A 24948-nucleotide genomic window follows, 5' to 3' on the forward strand; every position below is an offset into this window, starting at 1 on the left:
GAATTTCCATAGTGATGTTGCACACTGAGGATTACAAGTGTTTGCACAATATAATTTCAATATATAAAAATGCCGTATTACCCTATTATTCTTATGTCATTATTGTATTATCGAAATGATAACGTGCATAAAGGCGCTCTTAGTATATCACGTTTATTTTCAACAATTGTTTCAACAATTGTGTTAGGCATAATTAACTATCAAAAAATAGAGAGTAAGTGTTTTACAATCGACTACTCTCTTTAGCGGTATTAATAAATGTATTACGATAGTGATCAGTTGCAAATAATGATTATGTGAATATTTTATGATTCTTCCTAGAAGATTAATCTCTGATTGATTTGAGAGATGAATGGCATGAGTGGCATGAGTAATTAAACACTGGCTTTGGGATATTGTTGTAAAAGATCCTCGTAAGCGCCCAGATTAATCGCATGAGTATAGCCGTGTTGCGCTAACATAAAAGCGGCAATTCCTGAACGAGCGCCGGCGGCACAGTAGAGCCCAATGGGTGTCTCTTTATCATCTACATAATCAATAATCTCATCTACAATATTTTGATATTCAATTAAAATGGCACCTTCAAGATGGCCTTGTGCATATTCTTGGGGGGTACGAACATCGATAATGAGCATCTAAAATCTCTCCTAGGTATAATGTAATGCATTCAATAGCAATGCTGAAATGAAAACACTTAAATGAAAATGATTCTTCAGTTTGCTAATGTTGATACTATGATGAATAGTATTTTCATCAGTAGTCATAGAATAAAGTGAATGAATGATAAGTCGCTAGTGTAGCATCTTTTCATAATTGATTAGACAGAATTTTGTCCCAATGATCGGGCTATAAATGAGTGATAATGGCGTTTCTCCAATACGTTTTTTTGACTATAATAGCGGTTAAAATAAGCATAATTTAAATAATGTAAGGAGTGAGTAAGATGACAGATAAAAAAAAGGACCTTAAAAAACGTTTAACAGAGATGCAATATTATGTGACTCAAGAAAATGGTACAGAGCCCCCTTTTAAGAATGAATATGATCAACATTTTGAAGAGGGTATCTATGTTGATATCGTCTCGGGGGAAGCGCTTTTCTCTTCTAAAGATAAATTTGATGCCGGCTGTGGTTGGCCTGCTTTTGCTAAACCGCTCAAAGAGGAAGAGATTACCGAGCATGAAGATTTCTCTTATGGGTATCATCGAACTGAAGTGCGCAGTCAAACTGCAGATTCCCATTTAGGGCATCTGTTTCCCGATGGGCCAGAAGAACTTGGTGGATTGCGCTATTGTATCAATTCAGCAGCGCTCCGTTTTATTCCTAAAGAGAAATTAGCGGAAGAGGGCTATGAGGCTTATTTAGCGATATTTGAGAAATCAACGACATAGCTCAAATTTATTTAAATTTATTTGGTGTACATAAGAGAATTTGCTAGTTAGAATTTTGTTTTTAGTGTAAGTTTTTGAATATTAAGAATTAATTTTTAGTTGTAAGTGTGAAGTAAGTCTTGGAAATTGAAATGTAATCAATAAAAAGTAATTAGACATGTACATAATTAAACAAATTACTTTTAAATAGATTATTTTTATATATAATAATCTCATGTTGTCATGTTTAGATAATATGAGCGTAGCTATTAAGGAAGCGCAATGGGAAGGTTGAATATCGAACTGATGCAACAGGGGGCATCAGAAGCGACACAATTTTTAAAACGTTTTGGGAATGAAGATAGATTACTGCTTCTTTGTCATCTGAGCAAAGGAGAACGTACAGTGTCGATGTTAGAGAAGATGACCGGTATTCAACAACCGACGCTCTCTCAACAATTAGGTGTCTTACGTGCTGATAATCTTGTCACAACTCGCCGAGATGGTAAATGGATTTACTATTCCGTAGTCGATCCTAAAGTACTCATATTACTAGAGGTCATTTATCGATTATTTTGTCCTGAGGAGTAATATTTACTGATGTCACTGTTTTCATTACCCGCTCTAATTGGCGGGCTTTTTATTGGATTAGCCGCAGCACTCTTTCTGCTCGGTCTTGGTCGTATTATGGGAGTCAGCGGTATTGCGACTAATCTACTCAGTCGGCAGGGGATAACCGGTTGGCGAGTGCTCTTTATGATAGGTTTACTACTATCGCCCTCAATCTATTATCTTATCTTTGGTGCTTTACCAGATGTTGAGGTCACAACATCGTTACCACTTCTAATTGGTGGAGGACTTCTAGTCGGTGTGGGTTCTGCAATGGGATCAGGCTGTACGAGTGGTCATAGTGTTTGTGGCATTGCGCGTTTAGCACCGGGATCGTTAGTAATTACTGTGATTTTTATGGTTGCCGGTGGTGTTTCTGTGTTTGTCTTAAAACATTTGATGGGAGGTTAAGATGCGTTTATTAATCGCTTTTGTATCCGGGCTTCTCTTTGGTTTAGGATTACTCTATTCAGGGATGGCGAATCCTGCAGTCGTACAAGGTTTCTTAGATCCTTTCGGTGATTGGAATCCTGCACTTTTATGGGTAATGGTGGGCGCTTTAGTCGTATCGACTATAGGTGTTATCATTGCTCGTCGCCGGAAGAAAACATTGACCGGTGACCCCTTAAATTTCCCCATTAATAGTAAAATTAATCGTGATCTGATTGTCGGCGGTTTAATCTTTGGCGTAGGTTGGGGATTAGTGGGAATCTGCCCAGGTCCCGCCTTTGTTCTTCTCGGAAGAGGATTATGGGAAGGTGTGATCTTTGTGATAGCGATGTTGGTGGGGATGAAGTTGGTAAGTTTTTTTAAGAATCAGTAATTGATACTATTCATTATTCCCCACTTATTTAGAGTAATCAGTGTATCCATATATTGATTGGTTATTTATTCAATAGCTCGAATAGATTATCGTAATATGGGGTTATATAGTAATATCGATTCAAAATAAGCTTATTCAAATGCCGGCGCATCAGTTGATCGAGGCAAGGAAGACGCTCTATCTGGCATCTTGCAAGTGTTGGTGAGTCAGGTTTTATCTTCTTTTAAAATCCCATACGAGTGCTTAAAACCATTTTTCTGATATCAAATTTACTATGAAAAAATTACTATAAAAAATTTACTCTACAAAGAGAAGGGGATACAGAAATAAACTGTATCCCCTTTTTCAATCTATGCTGACAGTTATTGACGTTCAGTCAATAGCCGATTCAATAACTAGCTATTCTTTTTATTAAACAACTCAAGTGAATTTAAGATCTCTTGCTCTGCTGCTTTTTTATCGCCGTAACCTGCAAGCTTAACCCATTTGCCTTTCTCTAAACCTTTGTAGTTTTGGAAGAAGAATTCGATTTGTTGTACGAGTAATTTAGGAAGATCATCGAGTTCCTGAATATCTTCATACATTGGGCAGAGTTTATTCACAGGCACTGCGATTAATTTAGCATCACCGCCTGATTCATCCGTCATGTTGAGTACACCTAAAGGACGGCAACGAACCACAGAACCATGGATTAATGGGAATGGTGTCACAACTAAGACATCTAATGGATCACCGTCATCACAAAGCGTGTGAGGAATAAAACCATAGTTTGCAGGGTAACGCATATTCGTACCGACAAAACGGTCAACCCAGATCACATCTGTATCGTGGTCAACTTCATATTTAACAGGATCAGATTCAGCGGGAATCTCGATTACACAGTTAAAATCTTCGGTGATTTTTGCTAAATCATTAGCCGCAGGAACTTTCTCAAAACTCATATTGATACCTCAATGATTTGTTATGGTTAATTATTTATGTCGCTTGTGAAATGATATTCACGAAATTCACACATATGGACTAATTATACAGATTTTCAACGTAAATCGTATTTTAACTGCAAAAAGTAGACAATTTTGGTAGGATTAAAGGATTATTATCAAGGGGGATAGAGATGGAATTGACGTGGATAAAAGGGGAAGAAGCGCCCACTTTTCAAGATGCGCTTTCAGTTCGTGATGCAGTATTTACACAAGAGCAAGGTTTTGCAGCAGAGATTGATCATGATGCGCTCGATAAAGAATCTTGGCAATTAGTGCTCTATCAGCCCTCAACAGCGACGGACTGTAGTGAAACTGTGTCGATTGAGCCTGGTAGATCTATTCCGGTTGGCACATTGCGTTTTTTCCTCAATGAAGAGGGGGATTATCAGATCGGAAGAGTTGCGATCCTCAAAGCGTTTCGCGGGCAAAACCTTGGAGCATTGATGCTTAGGGAAGCACTCAAAAAATGCGCCGCTTTAGCACTCAGTCATCGAGTTATTTTACATTCTCAAACACATGCAAAGGGCTTTTATGAGCGATATGGCTTTGTGGCAGAGGGGGAAGAATTTTTAGAAGATGGTGAGCCCCATATTACGATGACGCGTAGCTTACTGTTAGGCAAAATTCCGGCAGAGACGCTCGCTCAAGCGGATAAAATACTCTTCATTGCGCATTTAGCGATTGGTGATTTTACCTATTTACAAAATGGTTTTCGGGCATTTAAGGCAGCTTACCCTCATATTGCGATTGATCTTTTTGTCGAAGATGTCCGCTGTACAAGAGATAGTGCTAAATGGCCAGCGCTCAAACAATACTCACTCTACGATTGGTTAGAAGCCTCGCCCCTTTTCCGCAAGATTTATCGAGAAAATTATTCCCCTGATCTTCGCCTAGAATCAATCTTAGAAGCAAAACGAGAAGAATATCCGATTGTGATCTCCATTGAAACCTTAACCTCATTAGGCGGTGCAGCGCTTGCGCGAGATATTGCCGGGCAAACAGGGTTTTCAATGGCGATGGCACTAGATTACAAATGGTATCAATGGGGGAAAAAGTCGGCTGAAAAAGCGGTAGATGCAACGATTGAAGTAGTTAAGCCCTATCAAGGAGTGCGTCATCATATTAGTGAAGATTACGCATATTGGTTTGCACAAATGGCTGGCATTATTCTCTTTGATGACGAACGTTATCCCTATGTCGAGATTCCTGCACAATGGCAAAATCATGCAAAAGAGAGATTACAATCCTGGGGGCATCAAACAGGGCAGAAGATTGTTTTTATCAATCATATTGCTAAAAATCCTCGCCGTTCTTGGCAGTTAACACAGGTTTCTGAACTCATTGTCATGATGCAACAATTACCAAAGTGGAAAGACGCGCTCTTTATTATTAATGGTGTGCCGGAGATTTTTGAGGATATTGAAACCATGATTCAAGCAGCGAATCTGCAAAATGTGGTTCCTTTTAGTGCTCGAGATAATTTCTTTGAATTGCCGGCGATGCTTGCTGAGAGTGATCTTATTATCTCTGTCGAGACTGCGGTGATGCATTTAGCGAATGCCGTTCATGTACCGGTAATTGCCTTGATGCGACTGAAAACACCGGAGTGGGCACCGCTCAATCCTGATTTAACGACTATTATCTTCAATGAGAAACGCTCGGATGTGATCAGTGATATTCCTCCAAGTCGGGTCATTGAAGCGTTACCTAAAGCGTAGCATCAGTATAGGTTGATATGAGTGAAGAACAATTGAGTGAAGAACAATTTCATCAAATGGCGCTTGATAAACTAGAAACAGGGACGATAGCGCCCAATCGATCTCCAACGCATTATACACGGGCAATATTATTGTTACCGGGCGCTGTGGATTTTGCGGCTATTCAACGAGATTTTCCGCAATTTTTTAGAGATCAAGGTGACATTCTACAGATCGCAGTGGATAAAGGGATTGATAAAGCAGATCAGTTAAATGGCGTGGATTATTGGCTCGGCGATTTTGATTCGAGTGTTCACTTACAAGTAGATTCTTCAAAATACTCGGCGAAGATTCCGTATCCCGCTGATAAGAATGAGACTGATACGGAGCTAGCGTTGTCACTAGTGAAAGCGTGCGGTGTATCGGAAGTGCTCCTAATTGGTGGTATCGGTGGACGAATTGATCATCAGATGGCGCTCCTTTTCTATCCACTCCAATATTCCTCGCTACAGTTTTACCATAGTGATGGTCGGCAATCGTTTTACTATCTACAACCGAAAAAGTGTTATCACATTCCGGCGAAAGCGGCGAGTCTTGTGAGTGTGATCGCTTTGACTGATCTAACCGGATTGACGCTGACCAATGTTCAGTGGCCTTTAACAGATTATGTTCTACCGCTCGGAAGAGGATTGACCTACTCAAATCGTGCAATAACATCAACAATAGAACCGGCTATAACCGCTGAGATTAGTGCTGGTAATGCTTGGCTCTATCTCTCTATTCCGGAGCAAGATGATTCACTATAGAGTATGAGTGATAATAGGTGAGGATAGGTGAGGATAGGTGAGGATAGGTGAGAGGAGCGTTAATAGAATAGATGCAATAAAAATAAGCAGTTTAAGGTGGGAGATCAGCTACTCAAAATAGGCCAAAACTGCTAGGCTATGAATGGTTTGAAAAATTAATAAATTAATTTAAATAAAAAAGGGAAGAAGAATCTATGTGGCAGATCTATTATAACGGTGATTGTTCTAAGGCAAGGGCTGCGAAAGCTTTTTTAGAGGATGCAGGCGTTGATTATCAACTTATTAATTATCTTGAAGCACCCCTAACTGCCGAGATGATTCAGCAAGTCCTTGCGCAATTAGGTGTCGGAATTGATGGCATTATCCGCACCAAAGAGGAAGCCTTTAAGAAAATAGCGCTTGAGTGGTTCACTTGGTCTGAAGCGGAGAAGATGGCTTATCTGCTTGCAAACCCTATTATTATCGAGCGCCCAATTGTCATCTATCAAGATCGAGCAGTGATTGCGCGCCCTGATGTGACACCTATCGAAACATTACTCACCTATGCCAAAATTGCGTCAGCTTAAGGGAATCGATAGAAGTAATCACAAAGCATAATCATCAAGGGAATGATAATAGGGATACAGAAAATTAGGTGGTTGGAATAATTGAGAATGATTTACAATAAAGTCCGTGTTGAAAGTTGTTTTCGAAAGTTGTTTTCTTCCGGTCTTTTTTTTATTGTAAGATAGATTTTGATAGAAAATGAAGAAAGAAATTGAGAATTGTCGCTGATTTCTTTCAGAAAAATTGAATCATTAAAATGAGTTAATAAAGAAGTTCGAGTGTAGTTTTATATTGAGTATTAGGCAGCTTTGATCAATAAGGAGTAGAGCAATGTCATTACAGTTGGAGAAAGGACGCACCATTGGACGATTTTTAATTGCAGTTGGCGCGTTATTTGCGGGGCTTGCAGTTGTTTTAGGCGCATTTGGCGCACACGGATTAGCAAATAGCCTAAGTGCAAGAGAATTAGCCGTTTGGCAAACAGGGGTACAGTATCAGATGTTTCATTCTGTAGCGCTCATAGGCGTTGGGATTTTACTCTGGATTTGGCAAACACGCCGGACACTTTTCTATGCAGGCTATGCGTTTTTAGTGGGGATATTACTCTTTTCAGGTAGTCTCTACGCTATTGCATTCTTTAAATTAACAAATGTTGGTATTATCACGCCCATTGGTGGGTTATTTTTTATTGTAGGTTGGATCTTACTGTTGTGGTCGGCAGTGACAACCCCTATTTGTACTGAGTAAAGGACAGCATTTTATGAGTATTCATTCTGTTTTATCCATTTCCCCATTAGATGGTCGTTATGCAAGTCGTGTTAAGGCCTTAAGTGGTGAAGTCAGTGAGTATGGCTTAATTCACTATCGGGTGATGGTTGAAATCAAGTGGTTAATCAAGTTAGCAGAAGAGCCTCATTTTAAAGAGATTCCCTCTTTTGATGAGAAAGCGAAACAATTCCTCATTTCGCTCTATGAAAATTTCTCGCCTGAAGATGCGATGGCAGTGAAAGAGATCGAGAAATCGACCAATCACGATGTGAAGGCGGTGGAATATTGGATCAAAAATCAGGTAAAAAATCACGAAGCTTTAGCGGCTTCTTCTGAATTTACGCACTTTACTTGTACCTCTGAAGATATCAATAATCTCTCTTATGGCTTAATGTTCAAGGGCACCATTAATGATGTGGTTATTCCGCAGTTAGGAGATGTAATTGGCTCAATGCGCGAAATGGCACACGAGTTCGCTTCAATTCCAATGCTCTCTAGAACGCACGGCCAACCGGCAACGCCCACAACGCTCGGTAAAGAGATTGCCAATGTGATTTATCGTTTAGAGCGTCAAGTAAGACAGCTCAAAAACCAAGAGTATTTAGGTAAAATCAATGGCGCAGTGGGGAACTACAATGCGCATTTAGTGGTTTATCCCGAATTTAATTGGCCGGCATTTGCAGAAGATTTTATTGAAAATGATTTAGGATTAACCTTTACACCATACTCAACACAGATTGAATGCCACGATTATATTGCAGAATTTGCTCATACTATGAGTCGCATTAATACGATTTTAATCGATTGGTCGCGGGATGTATGGAACTATATTAGTCATAACTTCTTTAGACAGAGAACGATTGCCGGCGAAGTAGGCTCTTCTACAATGCCCCATAAAGTCAACCCTATCGATTTTGAGAATGCTGAAGGTAACTTTGGAATTGCAAATGCGCTCTTTAGCCATTTTGCAGAGAAATTACCGATCTCAAGAATGCAACGGGACTTGAGCGATTCTACAGTACTTCGCAGTATCGGTTCTGCTTTCGGATATACACTTATTGGATTTAGTAGCCTCTTAAAAGGTCACGGTAAATTAGAGGTGAATGCTGAGAATCTATTAGCGGATTTAAATGCCAATGTGGAAGTATTAGGGGAAGCCGTACAAACCTTAATGCGCCGAGATGGCATTGCAAATCCTTATGAGAAGCTCAAAGAGTTCACGCGCGGTAAACGGATTAATCTCGATGAAATGCGTGCCTTTATCGATACATTAGAGCTTGCTGAAGCTGAAAAAAATGCATTAAAAGCCTTAGAACCGGCAAGCTATGTCGGATTAGCAGAACAATTAGCGAAAGCGATCTAACTCTCAGTTTTAACTGATAGATTGATGAGAGCATAATCTCCAAGAGCCAACGTGGATGTGACGAGGCAACTCTTGGAGATTTTCTTATATCCATCGTCAGAATGAGTGAAGAGCAGAGATCGTTGTAATCACAGATACAGAAATGAATGATTGAATATGCTTTGTGTATTTCATCACAGATCATAATAACCGTCGAAGAACGGGCTAGAGGAGAAAGGAATGTGGGGGATTTTTGCAGAAGGGATTCTGCTATCGGCGGGGTTAATTATTGCTATTGGTGCGCAAAATGCTTATGTACTGAGACAGGGAGTAGAGGGGAATCATCCTTTCTGGGTAGCGACTGTCTGCTTTCTATGTGACTTTGTGCTAATGTCTTTAGGTGTGTTAGGCATTGGCGCTTTCTTAGCGGAAAATATCTGGATTCAGCAAATTTTGGCGGGGATCGGCGCGCTCTATATCCTCTTTTTTGCCTACCAAGCATTTCGTTCTGCCCTCAATCCTGAAGGATTACAGGCCATCCCATATATGGGACGACCCTCTCGAATGAAAGTTATTGCCGGCGCGTTGGCAATTACATTACTCAATCCTCACGTCTATCTAGATACCATTGTAATTCTGGGCGGTTTTGCTTCCACTTTACAATATGAAGAAAAACTCATCTTTCTTATCGGTGCGTTAATCGCTTCATTTGTCTGGTTCTATAGTTTGAGTTTTGGCGCTCGCCGGTTGGCTCCTATTTTGAGTAAGCCTTTGACGTGGCGAATTTTGAATTTCTTGATTGCTTTGATGATGCTCTATATTGCCTATCAATTAGGACTATTTATCTGGAATACCTCGACTTTGTAATAGGGTAGAATCAATCTATCACGAGATATAAAAATCCCGTTGTATGAGTTTTATCTCATTGCAACGGGATTGATTGTGATCGATTTTGGTTTAAAACGGATCTTTGGGGATGTATAGTAATATCGGTTCAAAATAAGCTTATTTAAATGCCGGCGCATCAGCTGTAAAAAGCGAGGAAGCCATTCTATCCGGCATCTTGCAAGTGTTGTTTAAAAGCCATTTTTCTTAAACCAAATTTACTATATAGAATCATCTTAATGGCTAGAGACATATTTCAAGCCAACAACGCCGATAATAATGGCCACTAAACTCAAGATGCGTTTAATATTCTTCGATTCATTAAAGAGTACAATATTGAGAATTACTGCGCCGGCAGTACCGATACCGGTAAATACTGTATAAGCGATGCTCATCGGCAGATAGTGAAATGAGTAGTAGAGTAGGGCGAAAGAGGCGAAAATCCCACCATAATAGAAGAGCCCATTGATTAGGCTACGTCTTTGACTATAGACGCTTAACCCAAATACACCGAACATTTCGGCAACAGCGGCTAGTGCGACAAATGACCAACCAATAAAAGCAACTGAAAGTCCCATATTAAATTCTCCTCTCGTTCTGCTGTTTCTGATCTTCTTGTTTTGTTAAATGATCTTCATCCTCTTCTTCTAACTTGGTATTGACATCAAAGATATTAAGGCCAATAACACCGATCAGGATAATTCCCATAAAAAAGAGCATCTCCCCGGTAATGGATTCATCAAAGAGGAAATAATCCATTAATACGGTGCCGACTGTTCCGCTCGCTGCGAAGATGGCATAAACTGTTCCGGTCGGCAAACCCTCACAGGCTTTAGCTAAGAAGTTGAGATCAAGAAGAATGAAGATCCCGATAATAATCCAATGCCACCAACTACTTGCAACATTGAAACCATAGAGCCAAATCAGCTCAAAAATAGACGTTAGAGCAACATAGATCCACGCTTTGTTCATAATAAAACCTATTATTCAAAATTGAACTTGAATGAAATGACCATTAATGCATCTGTTTAAACCGTCTATACAATGAGATCTTGAGTAACACACACTCCTGATGATCAAGAGCGATGATTGCAACATTATCAAACGAACTATTTAAACGAAGTATTTAAACAAAGCATCAAGGTTGAATGTATTACTATCAGATCGTTATAATTTGATAGTAATGGGATAGAAAATAATCCTATCCAAGAAGAACACACATTTTTAATCAGTTGAACTGAACAGTAGATACCATTGAAGGGATATTGAGTTTTATCTCAATATCAATACAATTCGTTGGCTGATTAAGAGAGTGTTGATGCGGTCAGTGATCTAATCACTGATAAAAACTAGTCGAAGATTGTAGCGCCGCGCCGGTAGCACAAAAGGCAAAATCGGGCGATAAAGAGAGAGGAATGGTTATACTTCTGTTGACTACAAAGAGACATAGATAAAATGAGGTTGTTAATAATAGATAATATTTTATTGAGTGCGCTTTTTTTGTCAACTCTTTTATCGTTGAAATATCAGAAAGAGAGCTGTTTTAAAAAATATTTGTGGGAGCGCGTGAATTTTTAAAGCGCAAAATAGATTAAAAAAGCATAGTAAAAATGAATTGAAACTGCATTGAGAAAGCGGTTTAAAAACGCGTTGGTAATCATTTAAAAATAGCGTTGTGAGCGTACGATTACTGTGTAATCTCCTCGATATTATCCGGGATTGTCCCTGTTTCGATTAACTGCGAGACCTCTCTTTTAACCACATAATTCATTATAAAAAGAAGTAGAAAAATCAGTACAATCGCCCCGATGACCTTGAGTAATCGCCGGAGGATTGAAGGTGATTTTGTCTGCAATGTTGTATCTTGTTGATTTTGGTTAAAATCAGGCATTTAGTTTATTCCTATGCACTATCTATGATTACGATGATTAATCTAAAGTTTTCACTGTTTCAATGGGTTTAGAAGAGAGTGAGGCACCAAGAGAAGCGAGAATAATCGCAATAATGCCGATAATCTGAACGATAGAGAGTACCTCGCTTAAGATAATAAAGCCAAAGATCGCGGCGAGTGCGGGTTCTAAGCTCGTTAAAGTCCCAAAGGTTTTCGCCGGCATTCGTGTGAGCGCCATCATCTCAAGGGCATAAGGTAGTGCCGAGGTTAGTACGGCAACGGTAATGGCTAAGGGAAGATGTTCTGGGGCGAATATTCCGATGCCGCCGGCCGCAATCCCGATAGGGACATAGATCAGTGCGGCAATTGTCGCTCCTATACCGACCGTTGCAGTCCCATAATAATTGCCGGCTTTCTGCCCAAAGATAATATAGAGCGCCCAACAAGCACCGGCACTTAGGGCATAAATAACCCCTTTAAGATTAATATCCTCATTATTACCATCGAGGGGAATGAGTGCTAAAAGCCCTAGCACCACAAGTCCAATCCAGAGAAAGTCAATTTTCCGGCGCGAACCAAAGAGTGCAACGGCTAAAGGGCCTGTAAACTCAAGCCCGACAGCAATCCCGAGCGGAATCGTTTTAATCGCTTGATAGAAGAGAAAATTCATCGTACCGAGGGCAATCCCATAAAAGACTAAATAGCGCCGGTAACCTACTTGAAGTTTGCGTTTCCAAGGTTTAAAGATTATTAATAGAATAATAGCACTAAAACCTAAACGATAAGCAGTCACAGCCTCAACGCCGACGATCGGGAAGAGCTGTTTTGCAATTGTTGCGCCCCCTTGAATAGAGATCATCGCTGCGAAGAGATAGATCAAAGGGAGTAACATACCTCGTTGAGAGTGAACCATCATATTATTTTATCCATAAATGTCGTAATGCTAAGCGATCACTGCATCTCTATTGTGCTAGTGATCCGCCTATAAAAAATCTGTTGAATATTATCATTCAGTTGCTCCCCATAAGGCTTCCTTATTAGATAAGTTTTAATCTTTTAATCTTATTCGCTCTAAGGTAGGTCACTGAATCTATGATAAATGTGGCTGATTATAACATAATGTTGTTATGTTTCAGGTGCGATCTGTTGTTGAATTGGCTTCAATTTAATGGATCTTCTTCGATTTGCGAGGAATAAGCGTTAAAGCCATTGCCCCAAAGATCAGAATAATCCCAATCCACTGCTCCAGTGAAGGCATAAAGCCGGTAATAAAAATATCCATAATAATAGCGACTAAGGGATCTAAAAATACCAATAGTGCAATGAGTTGTGTTGATAATGTGCGGATTGAATCAAAGAAGAGATAGAAGACAATGCCGGTATGGACAAAGCCTGTAATAAAAATAAAGAGCCAATTTTGCCAAGTGAGATTTTCAAAGTAGGTAAGATTAGCAAAAGGAAGAAGTAACAACGTGCCGATGGCCACTTGAATGGTGGTAATCGCATAGGAGCTAGTGTATTTAAATCCTTTTCCTGTGAGTGTTAAGAGCGCATAAAAGAGCGCTGATAAGAGCCCATAAATGAGTCCTTTTGAGAGTAATTCGGCAAATGAGTGAATCTGATTGATTTCAGCAATCGCTAAAGTTCCTACAAAACAGCCAATAATGGCGATAAAGGCAATGAGGGTTAAGCGTTCACGATAGATAAAAGCGCCGAGAATCATTACAATGACAGGGGCAAGATGATAGATCGAGATAGCAATGGTAACACCAGATTCCTCAATCGCTTTAAAGAAATAGAGCCAATTGAGCACTAGAAAAAAAGCGCAGATCGCCACTCGAATCATTTCTGGGCGATACCAAGTTTCCCGGCGCAGTTGCCCTGATTGCCACCAGAAAAATCCAAGAAAAAAGGTTGCACAAAGGCAACGGATAAAGACAAGCTCTAATGCCGGCACGCCACTTCTTTGAGAAAAGAAGCCGACAGAGCCAAAGAGAATCATCGCTAGAGAAAATTTAATCACCGCCGGGCGATTATTGAGGGGAAGAGTGGAGGTGAAGGTTGTCATAGGGAATATTAAGCTCAGTAGGGATCTTATGAATTATTATGAGTTTATGATAGTGATGAGCTTAAAAGTTGCTCGTCAAATGTAAAAGAGAATCCTTTAACTTAACGGCTTTTCTTTTAAAATAGAAGTAGTAATACCATAAAATTATCCCGTAGAATTTGCGATGACGGTTTCTGCATTATTTTTTAGACGTAACTTACTCTATGTAGTCTTTAGTTACCTAATATCAAGGAACGTTATTATGATGCTATTTTGGAGATGAATACTTCTTTTGAAAGCGGTTAATCATCCTTATTTTTGTTCTTGTTCTTATTTAGATTTTTAGAAGAGAGGCTTTTCAATGACCCCGATCTCAATGCTTGATGATGATACGTTATGCGCACGATTGATTGCTGCTTTAGCGGATGCTTTTCCGGATTTAATGATTCAAGGCGGTGCAGATGAGCCCTTTTATGAGGCTGCCAAAGAGGGGCAAAAAGCGATTCTCTACTTTAGAAGTAATTATCCTCGAAGCTTGTTGCACGAGCTTTCGCATTATTGTTTAGCCGGGAATCGCCGTAGAATGCTTGATGATTTTGGTTATTGGTATTTCCCTTGTGGCCGTACAGAAGAGGAACAGATCCTTTTTGAAAAGGTAGAAGCTCGTCCGCAAGGTCTAGAAAAAGCTTTTTGTGAGGCCATAGGTCTCAAGTTTTCCCCAAGCTTAGATGATTTTTCTGGTCGTCCGGCTTCTGAGAGTTTTTTAAGTAACCTTGAGGCAGCGTATCGAGAGATGACCACTAACCCACCGCCGACTGCAAAGAGGGCATTGGAGGCATTAAAAATAGCGAAAGCTCAATTTTGAATTGGTTTTTAATATTTATTAAATTATATATTTAAATATGCTTTATTTTTATATTGATTAATAGTTTGTTAATCATTTATTTGTGCTTATATATATTTTATGTGTTTAATTTAAGTTAAATTATAATCTGTGATAATAGACTGAATGTAAAAGAGGATTTTATATCTCTATAAATTTCCTTACATATTTTTCGATATGATGTTCGAGTTCTGCGATGTTTTGATATTTTTTGTTAATATTCTTTTATTATATGTAATGTATTAATTGTTTTGTAGTTAAAATGTAGTTGAATGATATTGAGCTCGCGGAATAAGAGTAGTGACTGAAAGAGAATAGAAATAAGCCTAAGCAGCTTTATTCTCATCTGAATATTAAGTCGTACTCTTTTATACGAAATGGATGTTTTGTTAAAAATTCATTAATAGTCGAGCATACGAATGAATATGATTCATACTTCAGTGACCAAAAAACGCAACAGAGATAAGATTTTATGGGCATTATCCACTTTGTCGATCTCTATTCCCCTATCTTATGCACAAATAAATCCTATTGAGCAATACAATGGGAATGGTGCAGATTTAATAGTGGCAGACTTACCATTTGCAACCTATTTGGATCCTCTCTCTATAACTGAAATTAAGGGTTATAGAGCAGGTGGGAATACACCATTGCTTCTCAATGGTAGTGTTGTTGTAGATTATGAATCGGGTGATGTGCCACGTTTTGTCATTGGGGGTTATTCCGCATCAAGTAAGATTGCTACGACAGCGAATAATAGTGTCGTGATCAAAAATGGCAATATCTCGGGTAATGTATGGGGTGCATTAGCATCTGATAGTATCGTAATTCCTGATATCGATAAGAGTACGAATTTTGCAGGTGAGTTTGATAATTCAGCAGTGACAAATCAAGAGTTAGGACTCTATGATCTTCAATCTAATGATAACAATGTTGAGTTAGAACAGGCAGAAGTTCAGAATGCCTATGGTGGTCAAGCCTTACTATATGTTAAAACAGGCGCAACTCAAGCGGGTGCATCAATAGGTCATTCTCGGGCTGAAGGCATCATTATTATTGGTAATGATAGTACATTATCTGCAAATAATAATGAGATAAATGTACTTGATACAACTACTATTCTAGGTGATATTTATGGTGGTCAAGTCACATTAAACCTAGAAACAGGTGATGCAGTGAGTGGTACTGTGGATAGTTCTAACGCGGGTGCAGGTTATACTACCAATAGTACTTTTATTACTGTAGGGGCAGGATTCAAAGCTATTGCTTCAAATAATACAGTGACCATTAATAGCCTATTGTCACCTAATTCAATTGTCTCAGGTGGTGATATCTCGATACAGTTAAATTCAGGACAAGCAGGAAAAGAGGGTTCTGGTAATATTATTAACGGTTCGGATGCAGAAGTAACAAATGGTATTGCTCAGTCTTATTCGAACATTATTGCCGAACGATTAACGGCATCATCAACAGGTAATAACGTCACAATTCATCATTCAGATTCCTCTTTATCGGAAGGTTATGGCGGGCGCGTTGTTATTTCTGCCCATTCAGGCGATATTCGATCAGGAGATGTCACTTTGACTAATCCTGATAGCCCATATTCTAAAGCCACAACATATACCAATAGCTATATTGTGATGCCTGATGCAAAAGTGTCATCGGAAGGTAACACACTTCAAGTGGCGAGAGATGCTAAAAATCTCTATGGAGGCAGTGTACAGTTTTCTGCGATTTCAGGGAATGCGATTGCCGGAGATGTAGGCAATGCAGGAAAACAGAGCCACCGAGTTGATGCGAACGCAAATGCCAATATTAATGTTACCAATTTAAATATTGCGGTAGAGAATAATTCAGTCGAATTGAGTGGATCAGCTGATAATGTCATGGGTGGACAGGCGACTGTCTCATTACAATCAGGAACAGCTAAGGCGGGGACAATTATCACAGAAGTGGCAATGCAAGAATGTCCCGTAGAAAATGACTCTAAAGAGTGTCTCAAAGCTTATGCTTATTCTGAAATTAATGCAGCGAATGGTAAAATTAAGGCTGATTCCAATACTGTTGTTATCGATGCTACTGCTTCAGTAAAAGAGGTAAAAGGTGGGGATGTTGCTTTTTCTGTAAAAGGTGGAAAGGCCACGAGTGGTTCATTTAATTTTGTGGGTAGAGATGATCTAACAGAAAATCAGATTGATTCTAGTGCGACGATCAATGTTAATGATACACAATTATCCGCAAATAATAATACCATTACCTTCGATGGAGCATTACAAGATCAGGGAGCTATCTTTGGCGGTCATATCTTTTTTTCGCTAGAGAAAGGAGAGGCTGGGCGAGCTGATGGTTCTGAGGGGCGATATGATATTCATAATGTCAATACTGTGGCAAAAGCTACTGATAACACTGTCAATTTAGGGGATAGTGCGAAAATTACAGCTGGCAATCAACTATATGGTGGATTTCTAGTCGTCAAGGGTGATTATAGCCCTAGTTCATATGATCTATTTACAGGAAATACGTTAAATGTCACATCAAAAAAGACATTAACCTTTAAAGACGTTGGAAATTTTGAGAACTATAATTTCACTTTAAATCCTGAGTTTGCCAATGATGATAATAAAGCAATTATTAGAACTGAGAATATCTATTTCGGAAGTAATAGTAGTAATCTCAACTCAGGCGAATCAAAATCCTCAGTGATTCATGTTGTAGGCATTCATTCGAGTGATAAAGTCTTATCCGAAGGGGACCAGTTTGTTCTTATTCAAGCGGATAAAGGGAAACTAGAGGGTGAAGCAACAGCGGGTATGGATAAGGTCACAGCACAACAAGGTATTTCACTAATTTATGATGTTGAAACAATTGTTGATAAAGAGAACGATCGGGTTATTACAACCATAAAAAGTAACCCCGATGGTAGTGAATCAACCGGCAGCGATTCTGACAATGGCTCAACCGGCAGCGATTCAGAAAGTGGCTCAACTGGTAGTGATTCAGAAAGTGGCTCAACCGGTAGCGATTCAGATAATGGCTCAACGGGCAGCGATTCAGAAAATGGTTCAACCGGTAGTGATTCAGAAAGTGGTTCAACCGGTAGCGGATCAGATAATGGCTCAACTGGTAGTGATTCAGATAATGGCTCAACCGATAGCGATTCAGATAATGGCTCAACCGGCAGCGATTCTGACAATGGTTCAAACGGTAGCGGATCGGATAACGGTTCAAACGGTAGCGGATCAGATAATGGCTCAAACGGTAGCGGATCAGATAATGGCTCAAACGGTAGCGGATCAGATAATGGTTCAAACGGTAGCGGATCAGATAATGGTTCAAACGGCGGTAATGGCTCATCTGGAGGCAATGGTTCCACCGGCGGTAATGGCTCAACTGGCGGTAACGGCTCCACCGGAGGCAACGGTTCAATGGGCGGTAATGGCTCCACTGGCGGCAATGGTTCAACGGGCGGTAACGGCTCATCTGAAGGAAATGGCTCAACCGGTGGCAATGGCTCAACGGGTGGTAACGGCTCATCTGAAGGAAATGGTTCAACGGGCGGTAACGGCTCATCTGGAGGCAACGGTTCAACGGGCGGCAATGGCTCCACTGGCGGTAATGGTTCCACTGGCGGTAATGGTTCAACAGGTGGCAATGGTTCCACTGGGGGCAATGGCTCAACGGGCGGTAATGGCTCAACCGGTGGCAATGGCTCAACGGGCGGTAACGGCTCATCTGGAGGCAATGGTTCCACCGGCGGTAATGGTTCCACCGGAGGCAACGGTTCAACGGGCGGTAATGGCTCCACTGGCGGCAATGGCTCAACGGGCGGTAACGGCTCATCTGAAGGAAATGGTTCAACGGGCGGTAACGGCTCATCTGGAGGCAACGGCTCCACTGGCGGCAATGGCTCATCTGGAGGCAACGGTTCAACAGGTGGCAATGGTTCCACTGGGGGCAATGGCTCAACCGGTGGCAATGGCTCAAATGGCTCAAATGGCGGAAATGGTTCCACTGTAGGCAATGGCTCAACGGGTGGTAACGGCTCATCTGAAGGAAATGGTTCAACGGGCGGTAACGGCTCATCTGGAGGCAACGGTTCAACGGGCGGTAATGGTTCAACGGGCGGAAACGGCTCAACAGGTGGTAACGGCTCTACTGGCGGAAACGGCTCAACAGGTGGTAACGGCTCTACTGGCGGTAATGGTTCAACAGGTGGCAATGGCTCAACGGGCGGTAACGGCTCATCTGGAGGCAATGGCTCAACAGGCGGTAACGGCTCTACTGGCGGTAATGGCTCCACTGGCGGCAATGGCTCAACGGGCGGTAACGGCTCATCTGAAGGAAATGGTTCAACGGGCGGTAACGGCTCATCTGGAGGCAACGGTTCAACGGGCGGTAATGGTTCAACGGGCGGAAACGGCTCAACAGGTGGTAACGGCTCTACTGGCGGAAACGGCTCAACAGGTGGTAACGGCTCTACTGGCGGTAATGGTTCAACAGGTGGCAATGGCTCAACGGGCGGTAACGGCTCATCTGGTGGCAATGGCTCAAATGGCGGAAATGGTTCCACTGKAGGCAATGGCTCAACGGGCGGTAATGGCTCCACTGGCGGCAATGGCTCAACGGGCGGTAACGGCTCAACAGGTGGTAATGGATCATCTGAAGGCAATGGTTCCACCGGAGGTAATGGCTCAACGGGCGGTAATGGTTCCACCGGCGGTAACGGCTCAACGGGCGGTAACGGCTCAACGGGCGGTAATGGCTCAACGGGCGGTAACGGCTCCACCGGAGGCAACGGTTCAACGGGCGGAAATGGCTCCACTGGCGGTAATGGTTCCACCGGAGGTAATGGCTCAACGGGCGGCAACGGCTCAACCGGCGGCAATGGCTCAACCAGTGGCAACGGCTCAAATGGCGGAAATGGTTCCACTGTAGGTAATGGTTCAACGGGCGGCAATGGCTCATCTGGAGGCAATGGCTCAACCGGTGGTAATGGCTCAATGGGCGGAAATGGTTCCACCGGCGGTAATGGCTCAACGGGCGGTAATGGCTCAACGGGTGGTAATGGCTCAACGGGCGGTAACGGCTCATCTGGAGGCAATGGCTCCACCGGAGGCAATGGCTCCACCGGAGGCAATGGCTCAACGGGCGGTAACGGCTCATCTGGAGGCAACGGTTCAACAGGTGGTAATGGTTCCACCGGAGGTAATGGTTCCACCGGCGGCAACGGCTCAACAGGTGGCAATGGATCATCTGAAGGAAATGGTTCCACCGGAGGTAATGGCTCATCTGGAGGCAATGGTTCCACTGGTGGCAACGGCTCAACGGGCGGTAATGGCTCCACCGGCGGTAACGGTTCAAATGGCAGCGGATCAGATAATGGTTCAAATGGCAGCGGATCAGATAATGGTTCAAATGGCAGCGGATCAGATAATGGTTCAAACGGTAGTGGATCGGATAATGGTTCAAATGGCAGTGGATCAGATAATGGCTCAAATGGTAGTGGATCAGATAATGGTTCAAACGGTAGCGGATCAGATAATGGCTCAAATGGTAGTGGATCAGATAATGGTTCAAACGGTAGCGGATCAGATAATGGTTCAAACGGTAGCGGATCAGATAATGGTTCAAATGGCAGCGGATCAGATGATGGTTCAAACGGTAGTGGATCAGATGATGGTTCAAACGGTAGCGGATCAGATGATGGTTCAAACGGTAGCGGATCAGATAATGGTTCAAATGGCAGTGGATCGGGTAATAAACCCGATCATGTAAAAGTGAATCCTGCGCTAAAATCATTGCATGAAGGGCGTATGGCAATGTTACAACTGCTGCTTCGAGGTGCGGATAATTTAGCTAATAACGTTTGGAATATTATTGGGCAACAGGATTTTGTAGAGGGCTATGTTCCTTTTGCGGATCTTTATGCTGGGCATTCAAAATACTCAAGCGATTCAATCATTCGGGCGAATGAGTATCTTTTAACCGCGGGTGCTGCTTTCCGTTTAAATCAATGGACCTTAGTACCGGTACTTGAAATGGGCTGGTCTGATTATAAGGGTACAAGTAATTATCGTGGTCATCTTCGTAGTAGTGGAGATAATCGTTACTATGGAGCAGGTTTATTATGGCGATATGATGCGGAAAATCGTCTTTATGCGGAGGGAAGTTTCCGTATTGGTCGAGCGCATAATGAATTTGAATCTAAAGATTTGACACATGCTGCAACAGGTGAGAGAGCAAATTATGATATTAAAGGTACCTATTATGGTGCGCATATTGGTCTAGGATATCTTACTGAAATTGATTCGGCGAATATCATTGATTTCAATGCTCAATTTTTGTGGACGAAACTTCAAGGAAAAAACCTTCGAGTAGTTGGTGATCCTATTGATTTTGATGATATGAGTTCTAAACGAGTACGAGTAGGATTTGAGTGGAAGCATAAAGCCAATGAACGCTTCAATATGCGAGCAGGTGTAGCTTATGAATATGAATTCTCAGATAGAGATGGTTTAACGACCTATCATCAATTTAATGTGGATGGTTTGTCGTTAAAAGGGAGTACAGGTATTGTGAATTTTGGTGCAACCTTAAAACCCTCAGATCGTTCACGTTGGTCTTATGATGTAGATGTTATGGGATATGCAGGTAAACGAAAAGGGGCTGCATTGAATATGAAAGCGAATTATGAGTTTTAGTTCTATGAGTTTAAGTACTATTCATTTTACGTTCGGTTAATTGGATAACTCTAGACTTTAAAATTCATTCAAAGCCGTTATGGGAATTCCTGTAACGGCTTTTATAATAAATGGGCGGTTTGATATCCTATGTTGTAAGGGTGTCAGAGATATAGTTATGTCGGGTTAAAATAAGCTTATTTAAATGCCGGCGCATCGGCTGTAATAAATAAGGAAGACATTCTATTCGGCATCTTGCAAGTGTTGTTTAAAATCATTTTTCCTAAACCAAATTTACTATGGTTTATAAGGAATAGTTATTATAAGCGGAGGATACCTATGGAAAAGACGATAGAAAAAAGTAATCAGGAGACAATGAAAATACTCGTTTTATCCGATTCTCATGGGGATGGGAATACGGTATTAAAGATTGTTGAAAAGCATTACGATGAGATTGAGGGGCTTATTTTTCTTGGGGATGGTGCTGAAGAGATTGTTGAATTAAGTTATATCTATCCTAATTTACCAATCTATGCAGTGACCGGTAATAATGATCGTATTCAACGCGGTGGGCGAGTTTCATTTCCGTTAGAACAAGTGATCGAAATTGCCGGTAGACGAATCTATCTTACTCATGGACATATTGCGGATTATCGGGATGTCGCCGAAGCGGTCATTGCTCGAGCTAGATCTGAAGGCGCTTCGATTGCACTGCATGGACATCTTCATATACCAAATCAGATTGAGCATGATGATGTAACGCTGTTAAGCCCCGGCAGTATCCGTTATCCGCGTGGTGGTAGTCAGCCAAGTTATATGCTGCTCTCTTTTATCAATACGCAATTTAATATTCAAAAATGTGAGGTTGCGCTCCTCTCTTGATAATCAATTGCTTTGGTAGATAATTTGATTAGATAACTTGATTCCTTACAATCTTGACCTTTCGTTGCTACCTAGTAAAAAACATAAATTTCAAGTTATTTATTTTAGAAAATTTAAAGTTGCCGAAAGCGGTTATAGTTACTATCTTTTCCGCTTTTCAAGTTCTGAATCGAATATTCCTTACGCTTACTTTGGTGGGGGAAGAGTGATATAGTAGACACACTTAAATAAGGTTGAGATTCTCTCATCACTTTCTAATAGAATTGTTAAATAAATGCTCAATTTCCACTTTTTGTCGTCGATGATGAGAGGCGGGAATTTTTTGTTTTTTAGTGATTAGAAAATCTCAATAAACTGTTTATGGAAATATTTTCTTGTTGTTAATAAATAATAGGTGCGGGTGCTGAAATGATTAATTACGTAGTAAAGAGCAATGGTGATCGAGAAAAATTCGAAGCCGAGAAATTGAATAAGTGGGCAGAGTTTGCAGCTCATTATGAAGTGGATTGGAGTGCAATTGCGCTTGAGGCTTATCGGAAATGTTACGATGGCTGTACTACGTTAGAATTGCATAAAGCAATGATTGATGCTTGCGTTGAGAGAGAAGATCATCAACACCTTAAAATGGCAGGTCGTCTTTTAATCGGGACGATCTATAAAGAAGCTTTTGGTGGCTTTAGACAAATTCCAAGTTTACCTGAATTTTATGATCGCATGGTCGCTCTAAAACATTGGGAAGCGATGGATTATAATCGTGAAGAGCTTGAAAAGCTTGAAGCCATTATCGATCATAATATTGATATTAACTACAATTACACGACATTGCGTCAGATGAAAGATCGCTATCTTATTAGTAATCGTGTAACAGGCCTTTGTCTTGAATCTCCACAATTTATGTTTATGGGTATGGCGATGCAAAATATGCAAAACCAACCTCGTGAACGCCGGATGGAAGATATTGCCAAGCTTTATCGCTATCTTAACGAACTGAAGATCAATACGCCGACACCAATGCTAATTAATATGCGTACACCGCATAAAGGCTATGCTTCTTGTTGTGTTTATACAACCGATGATAATGTGAAAAGTCTTTCAGTGGGCGATCATATTGCGTATATGATGACATGTGCTTCAGCGGGTATTGGCTCACATCTTTTAACACGCTCAAAAGGGGATCCGGTTAAAGAAGGACGTGTTGTGCATCAAGGTAAATTACCTTACTACCGTATGATTCAGTCAGCGGTACACGCGAATATGCAGGCATCTCGCGGTGGTTCTGCAACGGTCTATTTTAATGTATTAGATCCAGAAATCTTTGATCTATTAGTATTGAAAAATCCAACGACAATTACACAAAAACGAATTCGGGATATCGATTATGCCATGATCGTGAATCGTTATTTTGTCGAAAAAGTAGCGCGAAACGAAGATTGGATGCTAGTGAGCTTACTTTATGCACCAAAGTTATATGAACTATTTTATAGTGAAGATTATGAAGCCTTTAAAGCAGAATATGAGCGCGTATTAGCAGATGATTCTGTGAAGAAAACACTTGTAAAAGCGCGTGATATTGCGATTAAATCGCTTACTGAAGCCGCTGAAACAGGTCGTATTTATCTCACCTACATTGATGAGATGAATCGTCATACACCCTTTAAAGACACGATCTATTCATCAAACCTCTGTTTAGAGATTGCGTTGCCGACGAAACCTTATACCGGCATGATGGATCTCTATTCTGATGATCCAGTTGGTGAAATTGGCCTCTGTTCATTAGCCTCGATTGTGGTAGGGCGCGTATCAGAAGAAGAGTATGAGGATGTTGCTTATTACTGTGCATTGATGATCGATAATGTGATTGAGATTATGGAATATCCATTTGCATCATTAGCGACTACAGCACAAGCGCGCCGCTCAATTGGTGTCGGGATCACAAACCTTGCGCATGAGATGGCTTTGAAGAAATTAAGCTATGCTTCAAGGGAAGGTAAAAATTATATCCATCAGATCGCAGAACGTCACTCTTATTTCTTGCATAAAGCGAGTTTGCGTTTAGCACAAGAGAAGGGCAATGCGAAATGGATGGATCGTACTAAGTATCCTGAAGGATGGTTACCGATTGATACTTACAATAAAAATGTCGATACAGTCCATAACCAAGAATTACTCTATGATTGGGAAGCATTGCGTCAAGCGATTATTGCTCAAGGCGGTATTCGTCATTCTGTATTAGAAGCGATGATGCCGGTAGAATCGAGCTCACAGCTTACTAATACAACGAATGGTCTCTATCCTATTCGGAACTTGAAAGTGATGAAGACATCAGGAACCGGTAAAAACTTACTACTTGCGCCTGATATGGATACTTTAGCGCCGTACTATGATATTGCTTGGAACTTAGATTCTAAAGATCTTATCGAGATGTATGCTATTATTCAGAAGTTCACCGGGCAGGCGATTAGTGCCGATCTTTACTTGAATATGCAAAGCCAGCAGACAATTTCAAGCAGACAATTACTCTCTGACTTTATCTATATGATGAAATTAGGATGTAAAACAAGATATTACCTCAATAGTGCTTCCGGAATTGTGCATGAAGGCTATGAGAAAGTAGAAGATCAGAGCTGCGCCGGCGGTGCTTGCACCCTATAGTCAGAAGCGTTAACCTAAAGTAACTCTTGCTCTAATTCAGTGATTGCAGGGTTAGAAAAGGTTAGCGCTATCGACCTATACTGCT

The 24948-nt window shown here is 41.0% G+C and carries 22 protein-coding genes; 15 read left to right on the plus strand and 7 right to left on the minus strand.

Annotation, left to right across the window (positions count from 1 at the left end):
- Positions 1–374: 374 nt before the first annotated feature.
- Positions 375–635: a rhodanese-like domain-containing protein gene (locus DC083_RS03550; RefSeq protein ID WP_109188887.1), complete on the minus strand. Its 261-nt coding sequence runs from the start codon at positions 633–635 to the stop codon at positions 375–377.
- Positions 636–943: 308 nt separating this feature from the next.
- On the opposite strand from DC083_RS03550, the gene msrB reads away from it, so the two are divergent.
- From msrB to DC083_RS03570, 4 genes are all read left to right on the plus strand, one after another.
- Entirely contained in the window at positions 944–1390 is a 447-nt protein-coding gene (msrB, locus tag DC083_RS03555; RefSeq protein ID WP_109188888.1) for a peptide-methionine (R)-S-oxide reductase MsrB, read from the plus strand.
- Between the two features lie 285 nt (positions 1391–1675).
- Positions 1676–1960 (plus strand): ArsR/SmtB family transcription factor, encoded by a 285-nt coding sequence (locus DC083_RS03560; RefSeq protein ID WP_109188971.1) that lies wholly within the window; start codon positions 1676–1678, stop codon positions 1958–1960.
- Between the two features lie 9 nt (positions 1961–1969).
- Positions 1970–2389, plus strand: coding sequence for a YeeE/YedE family protein (locus DC083_RS03565; protein ID WP_109188889.1), 420 nt, complete (start codon positions 1970–1972; stop codon positions 2387–2389).
- A 1-nt stretch (position 2390) separates the two neighbouring features.
- Positions 2391–2801 carry a DUF6691 family protein gene (locus DC083_RS03570; protein WP_109188890.1) on the plus strand — a complete coding sequence of 137 codons (411 nt, stop codon included), beginning with the start codon at positions 2391–2393 and terminating at the stop codon, positions 2799–2801.
- A 395-nt stretch (positions 2802–3196) separates the two neighbouring features.
- On the opposite strand, the gene ppa is transcribed toward DC083_RS03570, so the two are convergent.
- Complete coding sequence (ppa, locus tag DC083_RS03575) at positions 3197–3742, minus strand: inorganic diphosphatase (protein WP_026878447.1); 546 nt, start codon at positions 3740–3742, stop codon at positions 3197–3199.
- Between the two features lie 173 nt (positions 3743–3915).
- On the opposite strand from ppa, the gene DC083_RS10175 reads away from it, so the two are divergent.
- The 6 genes from DC083_RS10175 to DC083_RS03605 all read left to right on the plus strand — a co-directional run bounded on the left by DC083_RS10175 (position 3916) and on the right by DC083_RS03605 (position 9810).
- The gene (locus tag DC083_RS10175) at positions 3916–5502 is read left to right on the plus strand and encodes a GNAT family N-acetyltransferase (RefSeq protein WP_157954883.1); all 1587 of its coding nucleotides are present in this window, start codon (positions 3916–3918) and stop codon (positions 5500–5502) included.
- Between the two features lie 17 nt (positions 5503–5519).
- Positions 5520–6287, plus strand: coding sequence for a thiamine diphosphokinase (locus tag DC083_RS03585; protein ID WP_109188891.1), 768 nt, complete (start codon positions 5520–5522; stop codon positions 6285–6287).
- A 194-nt stretch (positions 6288–6481) separates the two neighbouring features.
- The gene (locus DC083_RS03590) at positions 6482–6853 is read left to right on the plus strand and encodes an ArsC/Spx/MgsR family protein (RefSeq protein WP_109188892.1); all 372 of its coding nucleotides are present in this window, start codon (positions 6482–6484) and stop codon (positions 6851–6853) included.
- 310 nt (positions 6854–7163) lie between these two features.
- Complete coding sequence (locus tag DC083_RS03595; protein WP_034855328.1) at positions 7164–7580, plus strand: DUF423 domain-containing protein; 417 nt, start codon at positions 7164–7166, stop codon at positions 7578–7580.
- A 13-nt stretch (positions 7581–7593) separates the two neighbouring features.
- The gene (purB, locus tag DC083_RS03600) at positions 7594–8964 is read left to right on the plus strand and encodes an adenylosuccinate lyase (RefSeq protein WP_109188893.1); all 1371 of its coding nucleotides are present in this window, start codon (positions 7594–7596) and stop codon (positions 8962–8964) included.
- A 219-nt stretch (positions 8965–9183) separates the two neighbouring features.
- Positions 9184–9810: a LysE/ArgO family amino acid transporter gene (locus DC083_RS03605; protein ID WP_109188894.1), complete on the plus strand. Its 627-nt coding sequence runs from the start codon at positions 9184–9186 to the stop codon at positions 9808–9810.
- A gap of 254 nt (positions 9811–10064) precedes the next feature.
- Here the strand turns inward: DC083_RS03605 and DC083_RS03610 are convergent, their stop codons facing one another.
- The 5 genes from DC083_RS03610 to DC083_RS03630 all read right to left on the minus strand — a co-directional run bounded on the left by DC083_RS03610 (position 10065) and on the right by DC083_RS03630 (position 13787).
- Positions 10065–10406, minus strand: a complete 342-nt coding sequence (locus tag DC083_RS03610; RefSeq protein ID WP_034855330.1) for a DMT family transporter — start codon at positions 10404–10406, stop codon at positions 10065–10067.
- A gap of 1 nt (position 10407) precedes the next feature.
- The gene (locus tag DC083_RS03615; RefSeq protein ID WP_189364625.1) at positions 10408–10800 is read right to left on the minus strand and encodes a DMT family transporter; all 393 of its coding nucleotides are present in this window, start codon (positions 10798–10800) and stop codon (positions 10408–10410) included.
- Positions 10801–11515: 715 nt separating this feature from the next.
- Positions 11516–11719 carry a hypothetical protein gene (locus DC083_RS03620; protein ID WP_109188896.1) on the minus strand — a complete coding sequence of 68 codons (204 nt, stop codon included), beginning with the start codon at positions 11717–11719 and terminating at the stop codon, positions 11516–11518.
- A 37-nt stretch (positions 11720–11756) separates the two neighbouring features.
- Positions 11757–12635 (minus strand): threonine/homoserine exporter RhtA, encoded by an 879-nt coding sequence (rhtA, locus tag DC083_RS03625; RefSeq protein WP_109188897.1) that lies wholly within the window; start codon positions 12633–12635, stop codon positions 11757–11759.
- 249 nt (positions 12636–12884) lie between these two features.
- Positions 12885–13787: a DMT family transporter gene (locus DC083_RS03630; protein WP_109188898.1), complete on the minus strand. Its 903-nt coding sequence runs from the start codon at positions 13785–13787 to the stop codon at positions 12885–12887.
- Positions 13788–14127: 340 nt separating this feature from the next.
- On the opposite strand from DC083_RS03630, the gene DC083_RS03635 reads away from it, so the two are divergent.
- From DC083_RS03635 to DC083_RS03655, 5 genes are all read left to right on the plus strand, one after another.
- A complete protein-coding gene (locus tag DC083_RS03635) occupies positions 14128–14631 on the plus strand; it encodes an elongation factor P hydroxylase (RefSeq protein WP_109188899.1) in 504 nt (167 codons plus the stop codon).
- A 437-nt stretch (positions 14632–15068) separates the two neighbouring features.
- A complete protein-coding gene (locus DC083_RS10140) occupies positions 15069–21350 on the plus strand; it encodes an autotransporter outer membrane beta-barrel domain-containing protein (RefSeq protein WP_123059721.1) in 6282 nt (2093 codons plus the stop codon).
- Between the two features lie 318 nt (positions 21351–21668).
- Complete coding sequence (locus tag DC083_RS03645) at positions 21669–22211, plus strand: YfcE family phosphodiesterase (RefSeq protein ID WP_109188900.1); 543 nt, start codon at positions 21669–21671, stop codon at positions 22209–22211.
- 233 nt (positions 22212–22444) lie between these two features.
- Complete coding sequence (locus DC083_RS10360; protein WP_373296768.1) at positions 22445–22516, plus strand: hypothetical protein; 72 nt, start codon at positions 22445–22447, stop codon at positions 22514–22516.
- Positions 22517–22619: 103 nt separating this feature from the next.
- A complete protein-coding gene (locus DC083_RS03655; RefSeq protein WP_109188901.1) occupies positions 22620–24863 on the plus strand; it encodes a ribonucleoside-diphosphate reductase subunit alpha in 2244 nt (747 codons plus the stop codon).
- The last annotated feature ends 85 nt before the right edge of the window (positions 24864–24948 follow it).

Origin of the sequence: Ignatzschineria ureiclastica, assembly GCF_003121845.1 — a bacterium.
Lineage (GTDB): Bacteria > Pseudomonadota > Gammaproteobacteria > Cardiobacteriales > Wohlfahrtiimonadaceae > Ignatzschineria > Ignatzschineria ureiclastica.

Coding starts and splice junctions, on each gene's coding strand:
- DC083_RS03550 (WP_109188887.1), bottom strand. CDS start 635: ATGCTCATTATCGATGTTCGTACCCCCCAAGAATATGCACAAGGCCAT.
- msrB (WP_109188888.1), top strand. CDS start 944: ATGACAGATAAAAAAAAGGACCTTAAAAAACGTTTAACAGAGATGCAA.
- DC083_RS03560 (WP_109188971.1), top strand. CDS start 1,676: ATGCAACAGGGGGCATCAGAAGCGACACAATTTTTAAAACGTTTTGGG.
- DC083_RS03565 (WP_109188889.1), top strand. CDS start 1,970: ATGTCACTGTTTTCATTACCCGCTCTAATTGGCGGGCTTTTTATTGGA.
- DC083_RS03570 (WP_109188890.1), top strand. CDS start 2,391: ATGCGTTTATTAATCGCTTTTGTATCCGGGCTTCTCTTTGGTTTAGGA.
- ppa (WP_026878447.1), bottom strand. CDS start 3,742: ATGAGTTTTGAGAAAGTTCCTGCGGCTAATGATTTAGCAAAAATCACC.
- DC083_RS10175 (WP_157954883.1), top strand. CDS start 3,916: ATGGAATTGACGTGGATAAAAGGGGAAGAAGCGCCCACTTTTCAAGAT.
- DC083_RS03585 (WP_109188891.1), top strand. CDS start 5,520: ATGAGTGAAGAACAATTGAGTGAAGAACAATTTCATCAAATGGCGCTT.
- DC083_RS03590 (WP_109188892.1), top strand. CDS start 6,482: ATGTGGCAGATCTATTATAACGGTGATTGTTCTAAGGCAAGGGCTGCG.
- DC083_RS03595 (WP_034855328.1), top strand. CDS start 7,164: ATGTCATTACAGTTGGAGAAAGGACGCACCATTGGACGATTTTTAATT.
- purB (WP_109188893.1), top strand. CDS start 7,594: ATGAGTATTCATTCTGTTTTATCCATTTCCCCATTAGATGGTCGTTAT.
- DC083_RS03605 (WP_109188894.1), top strand. CDS start 9,184: ATGTGGGGGATTTTTGCAGAAGGGATTCTGCTATCGGCGGGGTTAATT.
- DC083_RS03610 (WP_034855330.1), bottom strand. CDS start 10,406: ATGGGACTTTCAGTTGCTTTTATTGGTTGGTCATTTGTCGCACTAGCC.
- DC083_RS03615 (WP_189364625.1), bottom strand. CDS start 10,800: ATGAACAAAGCGTGGATCTATGTTGCTCTAACGTCTATTTTTGAGCTG.
- DC083_RS03620 (WP_109188896.1), bottom strand. CDS start 11,719: ATGCCTGATTTTAACCAAAATCAACAAGATACAACATTGCAGACAAAA.
- rhtA (WP_109188897.1), bottom strand. CDS start 12,635: ATGATGGTTCACTCTCAACGAGGTATGTTACTCCCTTTGATCTATCTC.
- DC083_RS03630 (WP_109188898.1), bottom strand. CDS start 13,787: ATGACAACCTTCACCTCCACTCTTCCCCTCAATAATCGCCCGGCGGTG.
- DC083_RS03635 (WP_109188899.1), top strand. CDS start 14,128: ATGACCCCGATCTCAATGCTTGATGATGATACGTTATGCGCACGATTG.
- DC083_RS03645 (WP_109188900.1), top strand. CDS start 21,669: ATGGAAAAGACGATAGAAAAAAGTAATCAGGAGACAATGAAAATACTC.
- DC083_RS03655 (WP_109188901.1), top strand. CDS start 22,620: ATGATTAATTACGTAGTAAAGAGCAATGGTGATCGAGAAAAATTCGAA.